Source organism: Pseudomonas mangiferae (assembly GCF_007109405.1).
GTDB lineage: Bacteria > Pseudomonadota > Gammaproteobacteria > Pseudomonadales > Pseudomonadaceae > Pseudomonas_T > Pseudomonas_T mangiferae.
In genome coordinates this window covers 74,306-91,781 of record NZ_VJOY01000009.1, presented here as the reverse complement: position 1 = coordinate 91,781, position 17,476 = coordinate 74,306, and the positions used below count along the sequence as shown (strand labels likewise).

The 17,476-nt window shown below is 70.0% G+C and carries 17 protein-coding genes; 15 read left to right on the top strand and 2 right to left on the bottom strand.

The window, feature by feature from the left end; all coding sequences use genetic code 11:
* Nucleotides 1-100: 100 nt before the first annotated feature.
* Nucleotides 101-817 (bottom strand): RraA family protein, encoded by a 717-nt coding sequence (locus tag FM069_RS13660; protein ID WP_143488914.1) that lies wholly within the window; start codon nucleotides 815-817, stop codon nucleotides 101-103.
* A 362-nt stretch (nucleotides 818-1,179) separates the two neighbouring features.
* On the opposite strand from FM069_RS13660, the gene FM069_RS13655 reads away from it, so the two are divergent.
* The 5 genes from FM069_RS13655 to FM069_RS13635 are packed head-to-tail and all read left to right on the top strand — an operon-like array spanning nucleotide 1,180 to nucleotide 6,261.
* A complete protein-coding gene (locus FM069_RS13655; RefSeq protein WP_143488913.1) occupies nucleotides 1,180-2,253 on the top strand; it encodes an ABC transporter substrate-binding protein in 1,074 nt (357 codons plus the stop codon).
* A 33-nt stretch (nucleotides 2,254-2,286) separates the two neighbouring features.
* Complete coding sequence (locus FM069_RS13650) at nucleotides 2,287-3,426, top strand: aromatic ring-hydroxylating oxygenase subunit alpha (RefSeq protein WP_143488912.1); 1,140 nt, start codon at nucleotides 2,287-2,289, stop codon at nucleotides 3,424-3,426.
* A gap of 6 nt (nucleotides 3,427-3,432) precedes the next feature.
* Nucleotides 3,433-4,332 carry an ABC transporter permease gene (locus tag FM069_RS13645; protein WP_143488911.1) on the top strand — a complete coding sequence of 300 codons (900 nt, stop codon included), beginning with the start codon at nucleotides 3,433-3,435 and terminating at the stop codon, nucleotides 4,330-4,332.
* Nucleotides 4,329-5,150, top strand: coding sequence for an ABC transporter permease (locus FM069_RS13640; RefSeq protein WP_143488910.1), 822 nt, complete (start codon nucleotides 4,329-4,331; stop codon nucleotides 5,148-5,150). Before FM069_RS13645 ends, FM069_RS13640 begins: the two co-directional genes overlap by 4 nt.
* Before the next feature lie 7 nt (nucleotides 5,151-5,157).
* Nucleotides 5,158-6,261 (top strand): ABC transporter ATP-binding protein, encoded by a 1,104-nt coding sequence (locus FM069_RS13635; RefSeq protein WP_143488909.1) that lies wholly within the window; start codon nucleotides 5,158-5,160, stop codon nucleotides 6,259-6,261.
* On the opposite strand, the gene FM069_RS13630 is transcribed toward FM069_RS13635, so the two are convergent.
* Nucleotides 6,237-6,887 carry a TetR/AcrR family transcriptional regulator gene (locus FM069_RS13630; RefSeq protein WP_178106736.1) on the bottom strand — a complete coding sequence of 217 codons (651 nt, stop codon included), beginning with the start codon at nucleotides 6,885-6,887 and terminating at the stop codon, nucleotides 6,237-6,239. The two genes, FM069_RS13635 and FM069_RS13630, sit on opposite strands and share 25 nt — an antisense overlap.
* Nucleotides 6,888-6,933: 46 nt before the next feature.
* On the opposite strand from FM069_RS13630, the gene FM069_RS13625 reads away from it, so the two are divergent.
* The 10 genes from FM069_RS13625 (at nucleotide 6,934) to FM069_RS13580 (ending at nucleotide 17,429) form a co-directional block, all read left to right on the top strand.
* Complete coding sequence (locus FM069_RS13625) at nucleotides 6,934-7,899, top strand: PDR/VanB family oxidoreductase (protein WP_178106735.1); 966 nt, start codon at nucleotides 6,934-6,936, stop codon at nucleotides 7,897-7,899.
* A 298-nt stretch (nucleotides 7,900-8,197) separates the two neighbouring features.
* A complete protein-coding gene (locus tag FM069_RS13620; RefSeq protein WP_143488906.1) occupies nucleotides 8,198-9,448 on the top strand; it encodes an ABC transporter substrate-binding protein in 1,251 nt (416 codons plus the stop codon).
* A gap of 52 nt (nucleotides 9,449-9,500) precedes the next feature.
* Nucleotides 9,501-10,382 (top strand): branched-chain amino acid ABC transporter permease, encoded by an 882-nt coding sequence (locus FM069_RS13615; RefSeq protein ID WP_143488905.1) that lies wholly within the window; start codon nucleotides 9,501-9,503, stop codon nucleotides 10,380-10,382.
* Nucleotide 10,383: 1 nt separating this feature from the next.
* Entirely contained in the window at nucleotides 10,384-11,373 is a 990-nt protein-coding gene (locus FM069_RS13610) for a branched-chain amino acid ABC transporter permease (protein WP_143488904.1), read from the top strand.
* Nucleotides 11,370-12,176: an ABC transporter ATP-binding protein gene (locus FM069_RS13605; RefSeq protein ID WP_218570300.1), complete on the top strand. Its 807-nt coding sequence runs from the start codon at nucleotides 11,370-11,372 to the stop codon at nucleotides 12,174-12,176. Before FM069_RS13610 ends, FM069_RS13605 begins: the two co-directional genes overlap by 4 nt.
* Nucleotides 12,169-12,912 (top strand): ABC transporter ATP-binding protein, encoded by a 744-nt coding sequence (locus FM069_RS13600; RefSeq protein ID WP_143488903.1) that lies wholly within the window; start codon nucleotides 12,169-12,171, stop codon nucleotides 12,910-12,912. Before FM069_RS13605 ends, FM069_RS13600 begins: the two co-directional genes overlap by 8 nt.
* A complete protein-coding gene (locus FM069_RS13595) occupies nucleotides 12,909-14,366 on the top strand; it encodes an FAD-dependent oxidoreductase (RefSeq protein ID WP_143488902.1) in 1,458 nt (485 codons plus the stop codon). The genes FM069_RS13600 and FM069_RS13595 overlap by 4 nt, the downstream gene beginning before the upstream one ends.
* 193 nt (nucleotides 14,367-14,559) lie before the next feature.
* Nucleotides 14,560-15,435, top strand: a complete 876-nt coding sequence (locus FM069_RS13590) for an enoyl-CoA hydratase/isomerase family protein (RefSeq protein ID WP_143488901.1) — start codon at nucleotides 14,560-14,562, stop codon at nucleotides 15,433-15,435.
* Between the two features lie 37 nt (nucleotides 15,436-15,472).
* The gene (locus tag FM069_RS13585) at nucleotides 15,473-16,267 is read left to right on the top strand and encodes an SDR family NAD(P)-dependent oxidoreductase (RefSeq protein WP_143488900.1); all 795 of its coding nucleotides are present in this window, start codon (nucleotides 15,473-15,475) and stop codon (nucleotides 16,265-16,267) included.
* Nucleotides 16,268-16,286: 19 nt separating this feature from the next.
* Entirely contained in the window at nucleotides 16,287-17,429 is a 1,143-nt protein-coding gene (locus FM069_RS13580; RefSeq protein WP_143488899.1) for an acyl-CoA dehydrogenase family protein, read from the top strand.
* Nucleotides 17,430-17,476: the final 47 nt, after the last annotated feature.

The following is a 17,476-nucleotide window of genomic DNA, read 5'->3' as shown; positions in this document are numbered from 1 at the left end:
GCACTGGCGGGCGGCACGTTCGCCCGCCACCCGGGCCGGCGCCGCTCACGGCCGGCCTGGCAGGAACGGGCGGCGGGCGAACGTGCCGCCCGCCGGGTCCTCAGGCGCCGTCCACGCGCTCGCCCATGGAGGCTGCGTGCATATGGTCCAGTTGGGTGAAATCGAAGTCCGCCCGGGCGCAGTAGCGCTTCACCCCGGCCTCTGCCGCGATGATCTCGTCGGCGACCCGGCGCAATTCGTCCAGGGGCACCTCGGGCGGGATGATCATGGCGCCGTGCTCGTCCATGTGCAGCAGGTCGCCGGGGTTCACAAGCAACCCGCCGACCCGCACCGGCGTGCCCACCGTGACGAAGCGGATGTTGCCGTGGCCCACGCTGACGCTGCCGGCGAACAGGCCGAAGCCCAGGGGCAGGATGTCCGGCAGGTCGCGCACGCTGCCGTTGGTCAGCACCCCGACGCAGCCCAGGCGCTGGAACACCGTCGCCGCCACGTCGCCCCAGGCGCAGGCGCGCCCGGTCGGCGTGTCCAGGTCCTGGACCACCATGATGCTGCCGGCCGGCTGCGCGGCCACGTGCTCCCAGACGTCCCGGTAGGTGAGGTGCGCCTCGCCCTCGGCCAGGGGGAATTCGCCGATGATCTTCGCGGTGACCGCATGCCCGACGAAGCTGCCCAGCTGGGGGAAGACGCAGCGGATGGAGCCGTCGGTGTAGCCCTCGGTCTTGCCGCGCACGGCGAACCGCTCGATGGCGTCGTAGAGCAGCGGGGTGCGGTAGCCCCGCAGGGCCTGCAGCGTCGAGGCGTCGGGTGAATGGGCCATGGCAGTCGTCTCCAGAAAATAAAGTCAGGTACAGGAAATAAAAACGCTACAGCCTGAATCCCGTTAAATCCATATAAAAATTTATAGTAGAGTTCAAAAATAGATTGCGCCGGGAAAAGTGCTGTGGTGCAATCCTGATCGAAGCCTTCCGGCGAGCCGCCGCCGCGAATGCTCGGAAACCGTGAGAAAGCGCCGCAGAACAACACCGACAAGGCGCGCCAGAACGTACCGGCCTCACCCGCCGTCGCGGACTGCGCTTTTTGATTCTGCCGCCAAGATTCGAGCCGAGGTGCGCGCACCCGGCTCGGCCCGGCCGGGGCCACCCGGCGGACATCGACCCGCGTGCAAGCAGGAGAATCAAGATGACCGGTATCACCCGACGTGGCTTCACCCTCGCCAGCGCGGCTACCCTCGCCGTACTCGGCACCCCCGGGTTCATCGGCCGCGCCCTGGCCGCCCAGACCACCCTGTCCGGCGTCGAGTGGGGCGGGCCCTACATCGATGCCTTCAAGCAGATCGAGGCACGCCAGTCGGCCGTGAAGGTGCGCTGGGAGCTGCATGCCTCGGGGGCTGCGGCGATCCTGGGCAAGCTCAAGGCGAACTGGCCGAACGTGCCCTATGACTTCATCGCCGCCTACGACCCGGTGTTCACCGCAATGATCAACGAGGGCTGGGCCGAGCCCATCGACCCGGCCCTGGTGCCCAACCTGCGCCACATCCCCACCCACCTGACCCTGCCGGATGCCCAGGGCCGCGCCCGGGTCGTGCCCCGCGGGCTGTCGGGGTTCTACTTCGGCTACCGCTCGGACATCGCACCGCTGGCGATCGAGCGTATCGACGACCTGCTGTCGCCGAAGCTGAAAGGGCAGATCTGCTGGCCGCACCCGACCCAGATGAGCGGGCTGCACATCGTCGCCCTGGCGCGGCACGCCGGTGGCGACGAGCACGACATCGAGCCGGGCTGGAAACTGCTCAAGGAGATCGCCAAGGCCGGCAACATCGGCCGGGTGGCGCAGACTGAAGTCGACTTCATCAATTCCCTGTCGGTGGGGGAGACCTCGGTGTCCTTCTGGCACCTGGCGGCCTGGGCCAACGTGGCGAAGAACGCGCCGGTGGTGCACCTCACCAAGCGCCCCGGGTTCACCACGTACCTGAGCACCACCGGTTGGGTGATCCTGCCCACCAGCACCCACAAGGAGGCCACCGCGGCGTTCCTCAACCACGCGCTGGAGCCGGAGAACCTGGCCACCTACTGCGCGGTGGTGGGCGAGGTGCCGGCCAGCAGCCAGGTGCCGGTGGACGAGAGCATGCAGCAGATGAAGTTCTCGCCGGAGGAATCCCGCACCTACACCAACCTCCCCGACTGGGCCTACCTCGCCACCCGGGTGAACGAGTGGACCCAGCGCTGGGAAACCGAGATCGCGCACCTGCTGTGAGTGTGCCGCCAACCGCCTGATGCCGGAGACGCCATGAACGTCCAGACTCCCCTGAACCTGCTCTACCCCCGTGTCACCGAGGCGTTCGAGAACGCCCACATGCTGCCCAGCGAGGCCTACATCGACCCGGACTGGTACGCCCGCGAGAAGGCCGGCATCTTCGGCAACGCCTGGGTGGTGGTGGGCCGCGCCGAGCAGATCCCCAACGCCGGCGACTACTTCACCTGCCACGTCACCGGGCAGTGCGTGCTGCTGGCCCGCGGCGAGGACGGCCAGGTACGTGCGTTCTCCCCCAGCTGCCGCCACCGCGGCGCGCTGATCGCCGAGGGCGAGGGCAACAAGCGCGCCTTCGTCTGCCCCTACCACCGCTGGACCTACGGCCTGGACGGCAGCCTGATCGGCGCCCCGGGCATGGACGGCCACCCGAATTTCGACAAGGCCGACTTCCCCCTGGCGGGCATCTCCTGCGCGGTGTGGCAGGGCTTCATCTTCATCAACCTCAGCGACACGCCGTCGTCCCTGGAGGACGACCTGGCCGACCTGGGGCCCATCGTCGAGCCCTATCGCCTGGGGGACATGCGCTTGGCGCGGACCAAGACCTACACCATCAAGGCCAACTGGAAGTCCTACATCGACAACTCCATCGAGGCCTACCACGTCGCCAGCGTGCACGCCCGCAGCCTGCAGCCGGTGGCGCCGATGTCCGCCTGGCAGTGCGAGCCCCACGAACATTTCTACCTGCAGTGGGCCGAGTTCGCCGGCACCCTCGGCGTGCTCAAGGGCGAGGAAGGCTTCCCGCCGATGCCGGGGTTCTCCCTGGACCAGCCGGCCCGGCACATCCTGGTGACGCTGCTGCCCAACACCGTGCTGACCATGACCGTCGATGCCATCTGGTGGATCACCCTGCTGCCCCTCGACGTCAACACCAGCACCCTGGTGGTCAACCATGCGTTCCCGGTGGGCACCCGCGAGCGCCCGGACTACGAGGCCATCGCCGAGCGCTATTTCCGCCGCTTCGATGTGGTCAGCCAGGAAGACATCGAGATCACCGAGATCCAGCAGCGCGGCATCACCCACGGCCGGCGCATCCCCGGGCTGTACCAGGAACAGGAGCGCCTGGTGCACGCCTTCGCCGGCTACGTGCTGCGCACCCTCGACCGGTCCGGAGCCTGACGGCCCATGGAACTCGCCGTGTCGTCCAGGCCATGCGCGCCGCCCCGCCGGGGCGGGCGCCCGTTGCTGCCGGTGGCCCTCCTGCTGCCGGCATCGGTGGCGGCGCTGCTGTTCATCTGCGGGCCGCTGCTGGTGCTGGCCTGGCAGAGCCTGCTGGAACATGTGCCCGGGCAGGTGGGGGCCGCCGCGGACAGCCCGCTCAGCTACCGCAACTACCTGCTGTTCACTTCGCCGTCCTACCTGAACTTCCTCTGGGGCACGCTGCGCATCAGCGCCTGCGCGGCCCTGGCGGCGGTGCTGCTGAGCGGGCTGATCGCCTACCGCATCACCCGCATCCGCAGCGGCTGGGCACGCAAGGCGCTGATCGGCCTGATGCTCGGGCTGACCTTCCTCAGCGTGCTGGTGCGGGTCTACGCCATCTCCCTGACCTTCGGCGTCGGCGGGCCGGCCGGGGCGTTCCTGCGCAGCCTGGGGGTCGCCCTGGGGTCGCGGGAATACATCGAGTGCGTGGTGATCCTGGGCTTTTTGCACTTCCTCCTGCCCATCGTCACCCTGATCCTCATCGGCACCTTCCAGGGCATCTCCGGCTCGTACTACGAGGCGGCGCGCTCCCTGGGCGTTGCCAGCTGGCGGGCGCACCTGGACACCACCGTGCGCCTGGCCCTGCCCGGGCTGTACTCGGCGTTCATCGTCGCCTTCAGCCTGGCGGCCAGCTCCTTCGTGATCCCGCTGGTGCTGGGGCAGGGCAAGGTGCTGTTCCTCGCCAACCTGGCCTACGTGCGCTTCGGCGAGATGGCCGACTACCCCGGCGGCGCGGCGGTCTCCATCGTCCTGCTGGCGGTCAGCCTGGCCATCGTCGGGCTGTTGGGCAAGCTGCTGGGCAACCGCCTCGGGAGGTCTGCATGAGACGCCTGCTCGACGGCCTGTGGGGCGCCTTCGGCGGGCTGACGGTGATCCTCTCGGTGGCCTTCCTGCTGCTGCCCATCGCCATCGCGGTGATGATGTCCTTCGACGCCCGCACCTTCCTCGGCGCCTTCCCGCCCCAGGCGTTCTCCTGGCACTGGTACCAGCGCTTCATCGACGAGCCGCTGTACATGCACGGCCTGCGCAACAGCCTGCTGCTGGCCTCGCTGTCGACCCTGCTCAGCGTCGGCCTCGGGGTGGCCGCGGCCATCGGCCTGCACAAGGCACGCTTCCGGGGGCGGCAGCTGCTGGTGTCGATCTTCCTCGCGCCGCTGGTGGTGCCGGCGGTGGTCATCGGCTTCGGCCTGCTGGTCACCCTGTCCGCCCTGGGCGTGGTATCGGGGATGGGCAAGTTGCTGATCGCCCACGGGGTGATCACCCTGCCGTACGTGATCCGCTCGGTGACCGCCACCCTGGCCGGCCTCGGCCCGTCCCTGGAGGAAGCCGCCATGAGCCTGGGCGCCTCGCCGTGGACGGTGATCCGCACGGTGGTCCTGCCGCTGTGCCGCCCCGGCATCGTGGTGGGCGCGGTGCTGGCCTTCACCGTGTCGTTCGACGACGTCTCGGTGGGCATCTTCCTGGCCGACCCGGAGAGCACCACGCTGCCCCTGGCGCTGGTGTCGATGATGCGCTCCAACTTCGACCTGACCATCGCCGCCGCCTCGACCGCGATGATCGCCGTGTCGTGCATCGCCCTGGTCCTGGTGGAGTGGCTCATCGGCGTCGACAGGCTGTTCGGCACCGGCACAACGAAAAGGTGAGAAACCCATGATCGACAGCAGCATCGTCGCCTTGAGCCTCAGCGGCATCAGCAAGGGCTACGGCAACATCGGCGTGCTCCATGGCATCGACATGGACCTGCACCAGGGCGAGATCGTGGCGCTGCTGGGCCCCAGCGGCTGCGGCAAGACCACCACCCTGCGGGCCATCGGCGGCTTCGTCGCCCCGGACAGCGGGCGGATTCGCATCAAGGGCCAGGACGTCACCCGCCTGGCGGTGCCGGAGCGGGACTTCGGCATCGTCTTCCAGGACTACGCGCTGTTCCCCCACCTGACCGTGGCGGAGAACATCCGCTACGGCCTGAAGCATCGCCGCTACCGGGCGCGGCCCCACGCCGAGCGCGTCGACGAGCTGCTGCGGCTGGTGCGCATGGAAGCCTTCGCCGACCGCTACCCCGCCCAGCTCAGCGGCGGCCAGAAGCAGCGGGTCGCCCTGGCCCGGGCCCTGGGGCCGAACCCCGCGGTGCTGCTGCTGGACGAGCCCCTGTCGGCCCTGGACGCCTCGGTGCGCGGCAAGCTGCAGGTGGAATTGCGCCAGGTGCTGCGGGAGGTGGGCATCACCACGGTGATCGTCACCCACGACCACGAGGAGGCGGCGGTGGTGGCCGACCGCATCGTGCTGATGCACGAGGGGCGGATCATCCAGGACGGGCCGCCCCTGGGGATCTACGACCGGCCACGCTCGCGCTTCTGCGCGGAATTCCTCGGCGAGGTGAACTGGCTCGCCGGGCGGGTCGTGGCGCACCGCGACGACGGGCCGGTCGAGGCCGAGCTGGGCAATGGTCAGCGCATCGTCCTGGCGGCCCGGGGGCCGCGACCCGCCCTGGGCAGCGCCCTGGAGATCGGCATCCGCCCCGAGCGCCTGGCCCTGGCCGACGACGCGGTTCGCCCGGCGATCCGCAACCGGGTCGAGGGCCGCGTGGACCGGGTCCAGGCCAATCGCACCAACGTGGAGCTGTGCGTGGCCCTCGACGGCGGGCAGAGCCTGATGGTTACCCACCGCCGCGACGAGCGCGTGCCGGCGGTGGGCAGTCGGGTGGTCCTGGGGTTCGGGGGCGACGACGCCTTCTACTGGCCCGCCGAGGGGGCATGAGGCGCCGGCGGTACCACGCTGGCGAAGATGAAGTCGAGGTTGGCCCGCAGCTTGTCGAGGAACAGCGGGAAGTCGAAGTCGTCGCGCACCAGGAACTGCTGCCAGTAGCAGAACCCGCAGGCGTGGATGACTTCCACCAGCGCCGCCACGTCCAGGTCCCGGGGCAGCACGCCCTCGTGCTGCAGGGACTTGGCGATGGCCACCTGGTAGGTGATCAGCTCGCGCTCGTGCTGCCAGCGCTTCTCCATGGCCTCGTGCCAGCTGCCGGCGGCGAAGGCGGCCAGGGCGTGGCGCCACAGCAGCTTGTCCAGGTAGCGCAGGCTTTCCTCGGCCATGACCGTATAGAACTGCAGGAAGGCCCGGGTGGGTTCCAGGGGCGGCGCCGAGAGCAGCGACGCCAGGGCCTTGGGGGAGTGTTCCCGGTGATAGGCCACCAGCTCCATCAGGAGGATGTCCTTGGTGGGGAAGTAGTTGTAGACGGTGCCGGGGGCGACGTCCGCCTGGCGGGCGATCTCCTCGATGCGGGTCTTCTCGAACCCCTGTTCCTTGAACTGCCGGGACGCCACTTCGAGGATCTTCAGCCGCCGTTGGCTCTTGGTCTTTTCTCTCTGCCCTGGCGCTGCCACACGAACTCCTCGACACGATGAATTTGCCACGATGGGAACCGCTTCGATGCGCACCGCAGACACCGACTTCGACGTAAGGCTCACGGCGGCGTCCATGCTATCGGATGGCATCCGCTTGTTCGAGCTGCAATCGGCCACCGCGGCGCCCCTGCCGGCCTTCGAGGCCGGGGCCAGCCTGGCGGTGCACCTGGCGCCGGGGCTGACCCGCCACTACTCGCTGCTGGACGACCCGGCGACCCGCGGCCGCTACCGCATCGCGGTGAAGCGCGAGAGCCCGTCCCGGGGCGGCTCCGAGGCGATGCACGGCCTGCAGGTGGGGCGGATTCTACGGGTGTCCCTGGCACCGAACAATTTCCCCCTGCGCCCGGGCCCGGGAAGCACGCTGCTGCTGGGCGCCGGCATCGGCATCACGCCGTTGCTGTCCATGGCCCACCAGCTGGCCCGGGACGGGCGCGACTTCCGGCTCGTCTACTACTGCCGCGAGGCGCGCGACCTGCACCTGTTCGACGACCTGCTGGACCCGCGCTGGGGCGAGCGCGTCGAGAAGCACGCCTCGCGCCTGGGCCCGCCGACCCGCGAACGGCTGGCGCAGCTGGCCGGGACGCTGCCCGCCGCCACCCAGGTCTACGCCTGCGGCCCCGCCGGTTTCATCGACACGGCGCGCACGCGCCTGGAACCCCGCCTCGGGCCCGGGCAGTTCTTCGAGGAGCGCTTCCAGGCCGATCCGGCCCAGGCCGGTGGCGACGGCTTCAGCGTGCAGCTGGGCGCGCAGGGCGAGGTCCTATGGGTGCCAGGCGACAAGAGCATCGTCCAGGTGCTGCGGGAGGCGGGCGTGGCGGTGGAGACCTCCTGCGAGATGGGCCTGTGCGGCACCTGCCTGATGCGGGTCGTCGAGGGCGAGCCGCTGCACCGGGACAGCTACCTCACCGACCCGGAAAAGGCCGAGGGCCGGCTCATCATCACCTGCGTCTCCCGCTGCGCCTCCGGCCGGCTGGTGCTGGAGCGGCCGTGAGCCGCGGCGCCCGATAACGCGCAACGCTTGCCCGGCCGGCTCGCCGCCGCACCCTGGCGGCGCCGAGTCGTCGCGATCACCGGGCACCCCACGCCCTTTCCTTGCGCGATGCACCCCATCCGGGGTGCCCGTTGCCGCCTTTCGTTCCGCCGGTGTCCGCCATCCGCCTGTTTCACTTTTTTCGTTGACAGGGGAAAAAGCCCTGTGCATTCTTTTTCAAAGGTTCATCCAATGAACCTAGCGCTTCGGCGCGACCGAGGTCTCCGCTTTCGCTCATAAAAACAAGAAAGGAGAAATCATGAACAACCCGATCGATCTCCGATCCCGCGCTGCGCATCCGCACGGCGAAACCCGGCGCCGGCCTGCCTGGCCGTTCGCCGCGCTGGTGCTGGCCGGCGCCGTGCTGGCCCAGCCGGCCTGGGCGAAGGACGCCATCAAGGTCTGTTTCGTCGACGACCGCAGCGGCGCGGCGGCGGATACCGGCATCCAGAGCTACAACGGTTTCCAACTGGCCCTGGCCGAAGTGAACGCCGCCGGCGGTATCGCCGGGCACCCGGTGGAGGCGGTGGCCTACGACGGCAAGACCGACCCGCAACTGACGGCCACCTTCGCCAGCCGCTGCGCCGAGGACGACGGTGCGCTGGCCATCGTCGGCGGCAACCCGGCGGCGCCGGCGGCGGCAATGATCCCCATCGCCACCGAGTACGAGATTCCCTACCTGATGCTGTCGGCGGGCACCGACAACCTCACCGACGCGCCCGCGCCGTTCCATTTCCGCGTCGGGCCGCGCAACTCCCAGGACGCCAACGCCATCGCCGGGCTGGTCTCCACCCAGGGCTTCAAGCGGGTAGCGATCATCAACAACTCGCTGCCGTTCGGCACCGACAGCGCCCACGCCGCCCTGGCCGCGCTGAAGGCCAAGAACATCGAGGTGGTCGCCCAGCAGACCTACGACATCAACGCCACGGACCTCGCCCCCCAGGTGAGCACCCTGCGCAACGCCAAGCCCGACGTGGTCCTGGTGTTCCCTTACGCGGCGGACGGCGCCCGGGTGCTGCGGACCCTGCAGCAACTGGGCATGCAGACGCCGCGGATTGTCGCCCGCAGCGCGCTGCTCAGCACCCTGCGCGACCTGGCCGGCGCGGCCAGCGACGGGGTGCTGATCCCCAACACCGTGGATATCCACCGGGACGACGTGAAGCGCCTGTTCGAGGCCTACAAGGCGCGCTTCGGCGCGGAGCAGCCCACCATGTACCCGGTGCTGGGCTACGACGCGGCGAAGCTGGTGTTCAAGGCCCTCGCCGAGCCCAAGGTGCTGGCGGCCCTGGATGACGGCGAGCTGGCCGCGGCGCGGGTGGCCCTGCGCGACGCCATCGTCGCCAACGGCCACTACGCCGGCCTGCAGGGCCGTACCGGCGCCACCTACCAGTTCTCCGAGAGCCAGCGCCACGGCCCGCCGGACGACAACTGGTTCGTCTTCGTCCAGGTGACCGGCAACGGCAAGCAACTGGTCGACGCCGATCTCGCCGCCTTCACGCCCACGCCCTGACCGGGCGCCACCGGCGCGAGGCCCGCGGCGTCGCGCCCACAGGTAAGCCGCTATGGAACAAATCGGAGTCATTCTGCTGGCCGGGCTGACCAATGGCAGCGTCTACGGCCTGGTCGGCCTGTCCATCTCGCTGATCTACGGCACCAACCGGGTCATCAATTTCGCCCAGGGCGAGTTCGTGATGCTCGGCGTCATGTCGGCGATCCTGTTCATGGTCACCTGCGCGCTGCCGCTGCTGCCGGCCATCGCCGCCGTGCTGGGGGTGGTGCTGGTGGCCGCCCTGGCCCTGGAGTTCGGCGTTTACCAGCCGCTGCTGCGGCGCGGTGCGCCGCCCCTGACCATCATGATCGGCACCCTGGCCGCGGCGATCATCGCCACCGGCGCCGCGCTGCTGGTCTGGGGGCCGCTGCAGCTGTACGTACCCAACGTGCTGCCGCTGGAGGCCATGCGGGTCGGGCCGCTGATCACCAACCCCCAGCAGATCGCCATCATCGTGGTGTTCGCCGCGCTGCTGGCCCTGACCTGGTTCCTCTTGTACCGCACCCGCTTCGGGCTGTGTATCCGCGCCACCGGAGTGAACGCCCGGGTGGCGCTGCTGATGGGCATCCGCTCGCGGCGCATCGTGCGCTTCGGCTTCCTGTTCAGCGCGCTGATCAGCGGCATCGTCGGCCTGCTGGTGGGGCCGCTGCTGGGCGGCCAGGTGGGGATGGGCGTGACCCTCACGGTGAAGGGCTTCATGGCGGCCATCCTCGGCGGCCTCGGCAGCCCCTTCGCCGCTGCCGCCGGGGGCGTGCTGATCGCCCTGGTGGAGGCGCTGGTGGCCGGCTACGGCTCCAGCCTGTACGCCGAGCCGATCATCTTCGCGCTGATCCTGATGATCCTGTTCTTCCGCCCCTACGGTCTGCTGGGCGACTTCGAAGCCGGGAGGCACTGACATGAACCGCATCCATGCCCTGGGCACCGGTATCTGGCAGATCCCGCTGCTGATCCTGCTGGCGGGCCTGGTGGTGCCGCACCTGCTGTCCAGCGGCTTCCACCTGCGCCTGGCGTCCATCGTCTGCATCTATACGATCCTCTGCGTCGGCTTCAACCTGCTCTACGGCTACGCCGGGCAGATCTCCATGGGCCAGCAGGGGTTCTTCGCCCTGGGCGCCTATGCCTATGCGCTGCTGACCCAGGCCGGCTGGCCGTTCTACGCGGCGCTGCCGGCCAGCCTGCTGGTGTGCGCGGGGGTGACCCTGGTGATCGGCGTGCCGCTGCTGCGCCTGCGCAGCCACTACCTGGCCATGGCCTCGCTGTGCTTCGGGCTGATCTTCGCCGGCGTCGCCAGCCGCTGGATCGACGTCACCGGCGGCACCGCCGGGATGATGGTGCCGAGCCTGAAGGTGGCCGGCCACCTGGTCAGCCGCACCGAGCTGTACTACGGGCTGGTGGTGATCGCCGTGGCGGTGCTGCTGCTGCAGAACTTCATCGTCGGCACCCACCTGGGCCGCGTGCTGTATTCCCTGCGGGGCGACGAGACCGCCGCCGAGTCCCTGGGGGTCAACGTCACCGCCTACAAGCTGCGGGTGTTCGTCCTCAGCTCGGTGCTGGCGGGCCTGGCCGGCGTCGGCTTCGCCCTGGTCAGCCGCCAGGTGAACCCCAGCTTCGGCGAATTCCCGATCCTGGTGACCATCCTCACGGTCTCGGTGGTGGGCGGCCTCGGCACCCGCTACGGTGCGCTGCTGGGGGCCATCGTGGTGGTGCTGGCGCCCCAGGGCCTGACCGCCTTCGGCGACCTGGAAACGCTGCTCTACGGGGTCTGCCTGCTGCTGTTCCTGCTGTTCATGCCCCACGGGCTGTCCGGCTTCCTGCGCGCGCTGTGCCTGCGCCTGTTCCGCCCGGCGGCCGCGAAACCCGCCCCCCGCCTGAAGGTGAGCCCATGAACGCGATGGTTTCGGAGAACTCCGCAGTGTCCGACGTGATCCTCGATATCCAGGGCGCCAGCAAGCACTTCGGCGGGCTGGTGGCGGTGAACGACGTGTCGTTCCAGGTGGGCGCGGGCCACGTGTTCGGCCTGATCGGTCCCAACGGCGCCGGCAAGTCGACCCTGTTCAACCTGGTTACCGGGGTGCTGTCCCCCAGCGCCGGCGAGATCGGTTTCGACCGCCGGCCCATGTCCCGGGCGCCGCTGCACACCCGCAGCGCCCTGGGCATGGCGCGCACCTTCCAGATCGTCCGGGTGTTCCCCGGGCTGAGCGTGCTGGAGAACGTGATGATGGGCTTTCACCCGCGCCTGGTGGACGGCATCCTGCCGTCGTTGCTGCGCATTGCCCATGTGCTGCGCACCGAGCGCGCCCTGCGCCAGCGGGCGCGGGAACTGCTGGCTTTCGTCGGCCTGGAGGGGCGGGCGGACGAGCCGGTGGAGCACCTGCCTCACGGCCAGCTGCGCCTGCTGGAGATCGCCCGCGCCCTGGCCAGCGAGCCGCGGCTGCTGTTGCTGGACGAACCGGCTGCCGGCCTCAACGACGGCGAGACCCGCCACCTGGGCACGCTGATCCAGCAGCTCAACCGCTCGGGCCTGACCGTGCTGCTGGTGGAGCACAACATCGACTTCATGATGGGCCTCTGCCACCGCATCGCGGTGCTCGACCACGGCTGCAAGATCGCCGAGGGCACCCCCCGGGAGATCCAGCGGGACGACAAGGTGATCGAGGCCTACCTGGGCAGGAGGGCGTCCCATGCTTGAGATCGAGGGCCTGCGGGCCGGCTACAACGGCTCCGACGCCATCCGCGCGGTCTCCATGCGGATCGAGGCGGGCAGCGTGGTGGCCCTGCTGGGGCCCAATGGCGCGGGCAAGTCGACCCTGGTCAACGCCATCTCCGGGCTGAACCGCGCCAGCGCCGGCAGCATCCGCTTCGAGGGCACCGACATCACCCGGCTGTCGGCGCCGGAAATCGTCGAGCTGGGCATCGTCCAGGTGCCCGAGGGGCGCCAACTGTTCGGCCCGCTGAGCGTGGCGGAAAACCTCAGCCTGGGCTTCCAGCGGCTCAGCGGCCGGCCCGGGGCCAAGGCCCTGTTCCGCGAGCGGCTGGACTACGTCTACGCCCTGTTCCCGCGCCTGCAGGAGCGGGCCGGCCAGCGCGCCATCACCCTCAGCGGCGGCGAGCAGTCCATGGTCGCCGTGGGCCGGGCGCTGATGGCCGACCCGCGTCTGCTGCTGCTGGACGAGCCGTCCATCGGCCTGGCGCCGCTGGTGGTGGAGCTGCTGTTCGGGGTACTGGGCACCCTGCGGGAAAGCGGCCTGACCATGCTGGTGGTGGAGCAGCACGCCGAAGAGTCCCTGCGGGTCGCCGACTACGGCTACGTCATGGCCAGCGGCGCCATCACCGCCCAGGGCACGGGCGCGGAGCTGGCCGCCAGCGAGGCGCTGCAGCATTCCTACCTGGGCGAGCACCCCGCCGAGCTGAAGGTCCGCGCGTGAAGGCGACGGAGTCGACGCGGGCAGCGGAGCCGGACCTGGACCTGGCCGTGATCGGCGCCGGCCTCGCCGGCCTGACCGGCGCCCTGCGGGCCGCCGAGCTGGGCCTGCGGGTCGCCGTCTTCGAGGCCGGGCGCGAACACAAGTACCCGGCCAATACCCGCTACAGCGGCGGGGTGTTCCACGTCGCCTTCGAGGACATCCATGCCCCGCCGGCCCTGCTGGAGGAAGCGCTGCTGGCCGCCACCGGCGGTTTCGCCGAGCCGGCGCTGGTGCGGGCCCTGGCGGAAGATGCCGGGCGCGCGGTGGACTGGCTGGCGGGCCATGGCGCGCTGTTCGGGCGCGGCGGGCCCCTGGCATTCATGGGCTGCATGCTGCAGCCGTTCAGCCTGCGCGAGCCGGGCCTGGCCAATCACTGGCCGGAGCGGGGCGCCGACCGGCTGCTGGCCGAGCTGGAACGGCGCATCGAACGCCAGGGCGGTGTAGTGGTGCGCGGCGCCCGCGGGCGCCGCCTGTGCATGGCGGACGGGGTCTGCCAGGGCGTCGAAGTGGAATTCGCGGACGGCACCCGGCAGGTGCAACCGGCCGCTGCGGTGCTGCTGGCGGACGGCGGCTTCCAGGGCAACCCGGCGCTGGTGGAGCGCCACCTGTCGCCCCGGCCCGAGGCCCTCTGCGCCCGGGGCGCCGGCAGCGGGCGGGGCGATGGCCTGCTGATGGCCGAGGCGGCCGGCGCCTGGCTGCGCCACCTGGACCGTTTCTACGGCCACGTCCAGGCCGCCGAGGCCCTCACCGACGATGCCCTGTGGCCCTATCCGATCCTCGACCTGGTTGCCTCGGTGGCGGTGGTGGTGAACGGCAGCGGCCGGCGCTTCACCGACGAGGGCCTGGGTGGCGTGTCCCTGGCCAACGCCATCGCCGCCCAGGCGGACCCGCTGTCCACCTTCGTGATCATGGACGAGCCGATCTGGGAGCGGGTCGGCCGGGAGTTCCTCCTGCCGCCCAACCCGACCCTGGAAGAGCGGGGCGTGCGCATCCACCGCGCGCCCACCGTCGAGCGCCTGGCCGCGCAGCTGGGCATGCCCGCCGACGTCCTGGCGCGGACCCTGGCCGACCACAACGCGGCGGCCGTCACCGGGCGCGGGGCCAGTCTGGCGCCGCCACGCACTGCCCGGACCAGCACCCTGGGGCGGCCGCCGGCGATGATCACCACCGCGCCGTTCATGGCGATCCGCCTGTGCGCCGGGATCACCTACACCATGGGCGGCGTCGCCATCGACGCCCACGGCCGCGTGCTGGATCGCCATGCCCGGGCGATCCCCGGCCTGTTCGCCGCCGGTTCCACCAGTGCCGGCCTGGAGGGCGGGCCCCTGAGCGGCTACGTGGGCGGCCTGGCCAAGGCCCTGGTCTTCGGCCTGCGTGCCGGCGAGCAGGTGGCCCGGGAGCGCCGCGCCGGCTGAGGGTCGGGCCGCCTTCGTCACCGTTGTCGTGTCGTTCATCGCTCGCCGCAGGGGCAGGCGTCGGCTCGCCTGCATGCCGTGATTTCTCGGCCTTGCGGCCCGAAAAGCGCAGGCGCCCCGGCTTGACAAAGCCAAGGTGGCTACTCATTATTTCAAAGGTTCATCCAATGAACCTTAAAACAAGGATTCCGACATGGAACAAGATCTCCGCGACCTGGTGCGCTACGAAGCCCGCGATGGCCGGGCCTACATCACCTTCTGCCGGGACGAGAAGCGCAACGCCCTGACCTACGAGATGTTCGACCGGCTGATGGAGCACATCGACCGCGCCGAGCGCGACGACGACGTGCGGGTCATCGTGTTCCGCGGCGACGGCCGCGACTTCTCCACCGGCCACGACCTGGCCCAGGTGGGCGGCGCGGAGTACGGCTTCTCCAAGGACCCCAAGGCGCGCCGGCCGAGCCAGCGCGCGCGGCTGCACTTCGATAAGCGCCACGTGGAGCAATTCCGCCAGCTGTTCTATTGCGTGAAGCCGACCCTGGCCCTGGTGCAGGGCTGGTGCGTGGGGGCCGGGCTGTACATCGTCGAGGCCAGCGACCTGGCCATCGCCGCCAGCGACGCGAAGATCGGCCACCCGGAACAGAAGATGGGCCTGGCCGGCGCGGCCTACCTCACCAGCTGGAACATCCTCGCCATGGGGCCGCGCAAGGCCCGGGAGATGCTGCTGCTGGGCGAGGTGGTGGACGGCGAGGAGGCGGCGCGGATCGGCCTGGTGAACAAGGCGGTACCGCCGGACGAGCTGATCGCCGCCGGCGAGGAATGGGCCGAGCGCATCGTCCGCCTGCCCCGCGACGCCATCGCCATCGGCAAGGCCGCCACCCACCTGGCCATGGACTCCCTGGGCATGACCTCGCAGTTCGTCCACGGCTACATCGGCCACGCCCTGGGCACCAACATCCGCTACGAGCCGGACGAGGTGAACTTCATGAAGGAACGCCGCGAAAAGGGCACCACCCAGGCCGCCCACACCCGCGAGAAGCACTACGACGGCGACGCCCAGCCCGAATGAAGCGCCAGCCCCCAACGACACGAAGAGGAGACGCAGGATGATCGCAGACATGACCGGCTCGGTCGCGGTGGTGCTGGGCGGGACCAAGGGCATCGGCCGCGAGAGCGTGCGCAAGCTGGCCCAGAGCGGCGCCCACGTGGTGATCCAGGGGCGCGATCGCGAGGCCGCCGAAGCCTTGATCGGGGCCTGCGCCGAATTCCCTGGCGAGCGGCTGTTCGTCGCCAGCGACCTGCTGACCTACGCCGGCATCGAGGCGGCGGTGGCCGCCGCCCACCAGCGCTTCGGCAAGGTGGACGTGGTGGTGGCCAGCGGCGGCCCCAGCGAGCCGCGGCCCAAGCTGTTCGCCGAGATGACGCCGGAGGAAGGTATCGCCTGCCTGCAGAGCCGCCTGATGCCGCGCCTGAACGCCCTGCACGCGGCGGTGAAGCACATGCGCGGCCAGGGCTACGGCAAGGTGATCCTGGTGACCACCGACGCGGCGCGCATCCCCACCCCCAGCGAATCCATGATCGGCGCCGCCGGCGCTTCGATCATGTTCCTCACCCGCGCCCTGGCCGCCGAGCTGGCGGGCCTGGGCATCCGGGTCAACGCGGTGGCCACCACCCTGACCACCGACACCCCCGCCCACGAGCGCTTCCTCGCGGCCCGCGACCAGGGCTCCCAGGAGGTGATCGTCAAGGCCTTCACCAAGGCCGAGCAGAAGGTGAAGTTCCGCCTGAACACCGCCCGCGACCTGGCCGAGTACATCCTCTACCTGGCCAGCCCCGAGTCCGACCAGGTGTCCGGCTCGACCCTGAGCATCAACGGCGGCCTGTCCTTCCCCAGCTACTGAACGCCGCCAGGAGCACGAGATGGCCGTGAATGAAGAACATGAAATGCTGCGCGACTCGATTCGCCGCATGGTGGCGCGGGACGTGGCGCCCCTGGTGCCGTCCCTGGAAGGCACCGACCGCTTTCCCGACGAACTGGTACCGGTTTTTGGCGACATGGGCCTGCTGCAACTGTGGCTACCTGAGGAATACGGCGGACCCGGAGGCGACCTGACCACGGTGTGCATCGCCAAGGAGGAGATCGCCAAGGTCTCCCTGGCCGCCTCGACCCTGTGCGGCAACAACTCCATCTCCTTCATCCTGCCGATCCTCCACTACGGCAGCGAGGAGCAGAAACGCCGCTGGCTGCCCCTGGCGGCGGAAGGCCGGCTGGTGTCGGCCATCGGCATCACCGAGCCGCAGACCGGGTCTGACGTGTCCTCCCTGCGCACCCGCGCCGTGCGCGACGGCGACAGCTACGTGATCAACGGCCAGAAGAGCTGGATCACCTGGGGCGGCAACGCGCATTTCCTGCTGCTGTTCGCCCGTACCTCCGACGCGCCCGGCTCCGACGGCATCAGCGCGTTCATGGTGGACACCCGCACGCCGGGCTTCCGGGTCGGTCGCCAGGAACACAAGATGGGCCGCCACGGCTCGCCCAGCCACGAGCTGTTCTTCGAGGACATGCGGGTGCCCGCCGACTGCCTGCTGGGCCGCGAGGGGGAAGGCTTCAAAGCCTGCATGAAGGTGCTCGACCTGAACCGCCCGACCATCGCCGCCCAATCCCTGGGCCTGGCCCAGGGCGCGCTGGACGTGGCGCTGCGCTACAGCCAGGAGCGGGTGCAGTTCGGCAAGCCGGTGGGGCAGTTCCAGGGCATGCAGTTCAAGCTGGCCGACATGGCCATCCAGATCGAGGCGGCGCGGGCGCTGCTGCGCACCTGCACGGAAAGCATCGACGCCGGCGACCACGGCCGCATGACCCTGCTCTCGTCCATGACCAAGTGCTTCGTCACCGACATGGCCATGGCCGTCACCACCGAGGCGGTGCAGGTGCTCGGCGCCTACGGCTACTCCCGGGAGTTCCCGGTGGAGCGGATGATGCGCGACGCCAAGGTCAACCAGATCATCGAAGGCACCAATGAAATCCACCGGATGATCATCGGCCGTCGCCTGCTCGCGTCCTGAATCGCCACACACACCACAGCCGCGCCGCGGCCTACAAGAAACAGGGC